The sequence below is a fragment of the Amycolatopsis sp. M39 genome, assembly GCF_001651785.1.
GTDB lineage: Bacteria > Actinomycetota > Actinomycetes > Mycobacteriales > Pseudonocardiaceae > Amycolatopsis > Amycolatopsis rubida.
In genome coordinates, this window is the sequence record NZ_LWSF01000006.1 from 348,093 (window position 1) to 354,349 (window position 6,257).

At 67.7% G+C, this 6,257-nt stretch carries 7 protein-coding genes; 3 read left to right on the plus strand and 4 right to left on the minus strand.

Going from position 1 to position 6,257, the window contains the following annotated elements; all coding sequences use genetic code 11:
* Positions 1–2 precede the first annotated feature (2 nt).
* From A4R44_RS18800 to A4R44_RS18810, 3 genes are read left to right on the plus strand one after another with little or no spacing between them, the layout of a single operon-like run.
* Positions 3–1,196 carry an SRPBCC family protein gene (locus tag A4R44_RS18800; RefSeq protein WP_067581970.1) on the plus strand — a complete coding sequence of 398 codons (1,194 nt, stop codon included), beginning with the start codon at positions 3–5 and terminating at the stop codon, positions 1,194–1,196.
* A gap of 7 nt (positions 1,197–1,203) precedes the next feature.
* Positions 1,204–1,416 carry a ferredoxin gene (locus A4R44_RS18805; RefSeq protein WP_067581973.1) on the plus strand — a complete coding sequence of 71 codons (213 nt, stop codon included), beginning with the start codon at positions 1,204–1,206 and terminating at the stop codon, positions 1,414–1,416.
* Between the two features lie 5 nt (positions 1,417–1,421).
* A complete protein-coding gene (locus tag A4R44_RS18810) occupies positions 1,422–2,264 on the plus strand; it encodes a transporter substrate-binding domain-containing protein (RefSeq protein WP_157904921.1) in 843 nt (280 codons plus the stop codon).
* 485 nt (positions 2,265–2,749) lie between these two features.
* Here A4R44_RS18810 and A4R44_RS48045 read toward each other — a convergent pair whose 3' ends face one another.
* The 4 genes from A4R44_RS48045 to A4R44_RS50470 form a co-directional block, all read right to left on the minus strand.
* The gene (locus A4R44_RS48045; protein ID WP_157904922.1) at positions 2,750–2,896 is read right to left on the minus strand and encodes a hypothetical protein; all 147 of its coding nucleotides are present in this window, start codon (positions 2,894–2,896) and stop codon (positions 2,750–2,752) included.
* A gap of 370 nt (positions 2,897–3,266) precedes the next feature.
* Entirely contained in the window at positions 3,267–3,854 is a 588-nt protein-coding gene (locus A4R44_RS18815) for a phosphotransferase (RefSeq protein WP_067581976.1), read from the minus strand.
* A 113-nt stretch (positions 3,855–3,967) separates the two neighbouring features.
* Positions 3,968–4,495, minus strand: a complete 528-nt coding sequence (locus A4R44_RS18820; RefSeq protein WP_067581979.1) for a pyridoxamine 5'-phosphate oxidase family protein — start codon at positions 4,493–4,495, stop codon at positions 3,968–3,970.
* A 560-nt stretch (positions 4,496–5,055) separates the two neighbouring features.
* Positions 5,056–6,257: class I SAM-dependent methyltransferase (locus tag A4R44_RS50470; RefSeq protein ID WP_232791660.1), on the minus strand; the 1,202-nt coding region annotated here is incomplete at its 5' end.

The window sequence follows — 6,257 nt, forward strand, 5'->3', positions numbered from 1 at the left end:
AGATGCACGACCTTGAGGAATTCGCGAAGTCCACCGTCGAGCCGGCTGAGGCGTTGACGCTGCCCCCGCGGTACTACGTCGACCCGGCGATCTTCGAATACGAGCGCGAGCACATCTTCGAAAAGGAATGGCTTTGCGTGGGGCGCACCGAACAGTTGCGCAATGCTGGCGATTACTTCACCGTGACGCTTTTCGGCGAGCCGATGGTGCTCGTCCGGGGCGCCGACATGGAGATCCGCGCGCTGTCGTCGGTGTGCCGCCATCGGGGAATGCTGATCACCACGCCGGGCGACGGCGCGGACGGCGACTGGAACGACCTCGACGAGAGCAGCGGCAACTGCGGCAAGGCGTTCAAGTGCCCGTATCACTTCTGGCAGTACGGGCACGACGGGCAGCTCGTACAGGCTCCGGACATGGATCGCACCCCGGGCTTCGACCCGTCGGCGATCCGGCTCCCGTCGTTCCGCTGCGAAATCTGGCTCGGGTTCATTTTCGTCAACCTCGACGACAATGCCGCACCGTTGGCGCCGCGGCTGGAAAAAGCCGCCGCACTGGTCAAGAACTGGGATTTCGAGAACTTGGTGTCCGCGCCGCCGCTCGATCTGCCGGGAATGCCGTGGAACTGGAAGATCCTGCACGAGAATTCGGCCGAAGGTTACCACGTCGACCGGCTGCACGGTCCGGCGCACTACGTGGAGCCCTCGGCCGGGGTCGAGGTGCACGAGCATGAAAAGGGCGACGCCGCCATCACGTTCGGCATGCGGGCGATCCACCCCGATTTCGCGCTGAACCCGACCGGCAAGCCGTTTTTCCCCGTCCTGGAGAGTCTCACCGAGGAAGAGCGGACCGTGTCGTTGTGGGTGCTCATCCCGCCCACGTTGCTGATCGGCACCAACAGCGATTCGGCGTTCTACCGGATCATGCGCCCGGAAGCGGTCGACCGCACCGGCATCCACCAGTCCTACCTCACCCCGCCCGATTATCAAGCCAACCCGCTCTATGACGACCTGCTCGCGATGTCCGGTGATTTCCATGCCGCGTTGAACCGGCAGGACTGGATGGCCGACGCCGCCATCCAGCGCGGGATGGGCTCGCGGCATTCGGCCCGCAGCCGGATTTCCTGGCAAGAGGGGCCACTGGTCCAGCTCTACTCCTGGCTCCAGGCGCGCTATCTGCCCGAGGCCGGCGGGAAGTGAGGCGCGCATGTACGAGATCCGGGTCGATGAAGAGAAATGCTGCGCGTACGGCAATTGTGTCGTCGCCGCACCCGATGTGTTCGCTTTGGGCGAGACGGACAAGGTGATCGTGCTCCAGCCGGAGTTCCCGTCGGTGCCGCCACACGTCTACCGCGCAGTCCGTTCCTGCCCCGCTTACGCGCTGACGGTCGGCCGAGCCGAGGCAACCGAGGAAAGGTGAGTGTCGTGCTCATTACTGGGAACAGAGCCCGGCGAGCGCTCGCCGGTTGTCTTGCGGTGATCGTGTCCGCCGGGATGCTCAGCGGATGCGCCGGGTCCTCGGGCGGCTCGGCGCCCGCGGTGCTGGTGATCGGCACGTCGGGCGATTTCCCGCCGTGGGAGTACCGCGAGAGCGGCGGCAAGGTCACCGGCTGGATGGTCGACATGGTCGACCACGTCGTGGCCGATGCCGGGTACCAGGCGGAATGGAAACAGGTGTCCTTCACCGGACTGCTGCCTGCCCTGCAGTCCGGGCGGATCGATCTGATCACGTCGCTGTACAACACCCCGGAGCGGCGCAAGGTCATCTCGTTCATCGATTTCGCCGGAGAGCGGAACGCGGTGGTGACCCGTACTGCCGACGCCGGTGCGATCAAGAGCTGGCAGGATCTGTGCGGCAGCACCGTCGGATCGCTGATCGGTTCGTCCCCGCTGGCGGCCGCGGTCGCGGCCGGGTCGAAGCAGTGCACGGACGCGGGCAAGACCGCGATCAGGAACCAGAGTTATCAGTCGGTCGCGCAGGAGCTGCGCGACCTCGAAGAGGGCCGGATCAAGGCCGCCATCGACGGCGGGGTCGGGTTCAGCTATTCCGCCCAGCACAGCGGAGGCAAGCTCGCCGTCGCGTATTACGAAGGCGAAAAGAGCATCGTGGGCTGGGGAATCCGCAAGGACAACCCCGTCGTGGACAAGCTCGGCCCGGCGATCGAAGGATTCCTCACGTCGGATGCCGCTCGGGAAGTGGCGCGGAAATGGTCGCTGCCACCGGACTTCCTTCAGCGGAAACCGGTGATCGCCAAACAGGAAGGCTGACTGCGGCCCGAGCCGGCCAAAGCCGTGAAGGGAACCTTCGCCGACGCTGATTCCCCCAGAGGTGCCTTCACGGACTTCAGCCGGAGAATCAGCGGCCGCCGGAGGAGGCTCGGGTGAGTTCGGCAGTGGTGATCAGGCTGGCGATCACCAGTGCCGTTGCCGCGGGCCAGAAATGTCCGCCCGCCGACGCGACGAGCGTACTGACGAGGATCGGGATCAGGCCACTCCTGAGAAGCGCCGCGACGTGGTAGCACAGCGAAATTCCGGTGTAGCGGGCCTCGTCCGGAATTGGCAGGCGAGAAGGAAACCGTCACGGTGTAAGAGCCATAGACCGCCAGATGCGCCACGGTAACCGAGACGTCGCCCCGGCAGTCCGTGGTCAGGACCGCTGGGGAACGACCGGGGAGCCGGAATGATGCCACCCCGGAAGGCGTGGCGACGGTGGCCACGGGCCTTGGAACGCCGGGTGAGGAAGAGCAAGGCAATCACCCGGTTCGCGCGGACACCACTCCGGACGCTTTCGCATAAGCGGGCAGGAAAATCGCCAGAACGTAGGCGGCGTATCCCGCGAGCGCGGCAGCCGTTCCCGCGAGTACCGCAGACGGGAACGCCACGCCCAGGCCAGTGCTCACTGGCCCGCCGACGCGTCAACGTGTCGTGACAAGCACTGCCGCCAGGCGGGCGCCACCAGCGAGCGGCGCAGCGGCGTGCCAAGGAGATTGGAAAGTCCTACCGGCAACGGCAGAAGCCACCCTGCGGCGAACCAGCCGGTCTGACCCACCGGATTGACCAACGATTCGATCCGCGGCCACCATCGGCACACGGGCGCGACCCGGTCCCATGCCTAGGGCAAACGATGGTTCCGCGCGTCCTGGCAGGCAACAGCCGGCATCCGGTCGCGGGGCCGCATCCGGAGCGGCTGCACTCCGTTTGCCCTTGCTGTGTCCAGCAGCCGGGTCGCCGCCTGCGAGATCGCTGCGCTCCTCGAGCAACAGGGAAAACTCAGAGCGCGGCGTCCCGCAGGCTCCAGCGCCCGGAGGTGATCCGAAAAGCTGCTTCGAGCAGACCGATCGCTGCCTCGTGCAAACGCCTCGCCGTCGCACCGTCCGCTTTGCCCGCGAGGTGGCGCGCCCAGGTTCCGTCAAGCAGAATGCCCAGCTTGAAGCCCGCGAGGGCGACGTACCAATCCACTGAATCGAGGTCCCGGCCAGACACCGCGGCATACGCGGCGAGCAACTCCGCGCGATCGGCGAGACCGCCGGACGCGCCTAGGCTTTCGGGCAGTTGCTCGATGGCCTGCTCGTTTCCTCCTGGCCAGCAGACCAGGAGCCAGCCAAGATCGAGAAGGGGATCGCCCACTGTGGCCATCTCCCAGTCGACGACGGCCAGCACTTCCGGCTCAGTGCGATGAAGCAGCACGTTGGCCAGTTGGTAGTCGCCGTGCAGGATGGCCGGCGGTGTGTCCGGCGGACGGTTCTCCCGCAGCCAGGCACTCACCTCGACGAGATGCGGCAAATCCGCGGAACGGCTTCCGCGCCGGATGCTGTTCAGAGCCGTCCGCGCCTGTACTGCCGATTCCGCTTCGGCCACGCCGGCTTCGCTGGATCGCAGCCCTCATCCCCGGCTTGATCCCGAACGTATCGGTCCGCCGAAAGCAGGGACGACGTCCCGATCCCTTTCGCCGATACGGATCGTCCTGATGCCTAACGTGCTTCCGGGACGGTCGCGTCCTTGAGGAAGGCTGTCAACGCAGGCAGATCGACGGGTACACGGAGGTCCTTGCCTTCGCGTGCCCAGGCTTCGGTGTCGCGGACCCAGGCTTCGGTGACGGAGACGGCATACAGGTCACGCGCCGATGAGGGGCCGAAGTCTTCAAGTCCGACCATGACGTTCTCGCGCTGCCGGGCGTCGGGAAACGCCTTCTCCCAGAATTCCCGGTGCAGCGCGGCGAGCTGATCGCGAGGAACGGGCTCGCAGGTCCCGCGAAGCTGCACTCCGTCGAGCTGGTCGTCGCGAACCTGGTAACCGGTCGCGCTGACTGTGCTGTTCGCGCCGATGTGGATCGTGTGCCGGCTGGCGGGGTGGGAGCAGAACAGCAGGGTGGCGTCGTGGGCGATGACGTGGTTGAGCGTAGCGCTCCACGGGCCGTCCTGGCCGGACGTGGCCAGCACAAGGAACGGGATCGTCTTGAGCAAAGTCGCGGCACGGCGCGCAGGATCGTCGTTTGTCATGGCATTCCTCCATCCGTTGACAGTCGTCGCTAAGCACGGGGATGCCGCGCCCGGCAGTCAGCGCCCGCAAGGTTGCTCATGGGGATGACGCCAGTCCCGAGCCCCGCCGACGACTGCGGCAAGCTTGTCCGGGTCCGCATCGGGTTCGGACGCGTTGCCGTTGATCTTCTGGTGCGCCCGCGTGGCCGTGAACGACACGTTGGCACCGCGGGTAAGAGCCTTCGCGGCAGAAGCCGCAGGTACTGGCGTGCACCTCGGCGCCATGCGTCGTGGCCGCCCGCTGGGGATCGGACTTGGTGTTGGTGCCAGAGCCGGTGAGAAGGTCGCGGCGTGCATGTCCTCCCCGATCGCAAGAGGCGGAGATTTCAGCCGCGCCGCGGATGTCGTCCGCGCGGGGTGTTCGCGCGTTGGTCGCGTGATCCTCTCGACCACTTTCGCCCGCCACGGTTGGCGTAGCTATGACGTCATCGGACTGCTTTGCGATGCGGAGAACAGGCGGTCTCGCGAGATCGCGGTGGAGCGCAGCGCTGTCTCGGGATGCGATCAGAGCGGTGCCGCGCTCAGGGGCGTAGTTCGTAGACGGCGCTTCTGGGGGTTTCGGCGACGCGTCGCCAGCGGGTGAATCCCGCTTGTTCGGCCAGTCCCCGCAGTTCTGCTTCGCCGGCGTGGTTGCCGAGTGCGAGCGGGCCGTCCTGTGCCGCGGCGGCGGGCAGGCACAGGGTGAACGACAGTGCCATGAACAGCCGCCCGATGGGGTGGGTGTTGGTGGCGGGGTCGGCTTCGGCGTTGGGTTCGACGAGCATCACGACGCCGTCGGGGCTGACGATGCCGCGTGCGGCGCGCAGCGCGGCCAGGGGGTCGCCCATGTCGTGGAGGCAGTTGAAGAAGGTGACGAGGTCGTAGCCGCCGCCGGGCGGGGGGCGGAGGTCGGCCGCGGCGGCGGTGTGGAAGCGGGCGCGGTCGGCGAGTCCGCGTTCGTCGGCGACGATGCGGGCGTGGTCGACGGAGGGCTGGTGGTAGTCGTAGCCGTCGAAGGCGGCGTGCGGGTGCGCGGCGGCCATCAGCAGCGTCGAGTGGCCGATGCCGCAGCCGATGTCGGCGACCCGGCCGCCGGCGGCCAAGCGTTCCGTGACGCCGTCGAGGGCGGGCAGCCAGGAGGACACGATGTTGGCGTTGTAGGCGGGGCGGAAGAACCGCGCGATCGCGCGGAACATCTCCGGGGGGTAGTCGCCCCAGTCCACTCCGCCGCCGTCGCGCAGGCATCCGGCCAGCTGGTCCTCGACCCGGTACAGGGCCTGTACCGCGGCGAAGACGCCGATCCCGGCACCGGGCGCGTCCGGGTCCGCCAGGACCGCGGCGTGCTCGTCGGGGAGGACGTAGGTGCGTTCTCCGGCGGAGGTTTCGCTGTGCACGTAGCCCGCGCCGACTTGAGTGTGCAGCCATTCGGCGAGGTAGTTCTCCCGGGTCCCGGTGCGGGCGGCGAGCTCCGCCGCGGTCAGCGGGCCGGTGCCGGCCATCGCCCGGTACAGGCCGAGCCGGTCGCCGACGGACACCGCGACGCCGGTGATCGCGGTGGCCGCGTCGCCGAACACCCGGTCCAGGAACGGCATCGCCGGGGCGTCCGGCCGCGCGGCGGGCTTCGGCGCGGGCAGGGCGTGGATCGCGGGCTCGGCCAGTTCCGCCAGTGCCTCGGCGAAGAGATCGACCTCCCGCTCGGTGTTGTAGACGTAGAAGGACACGCGGGTGGTCGCGGGCAAGCCGA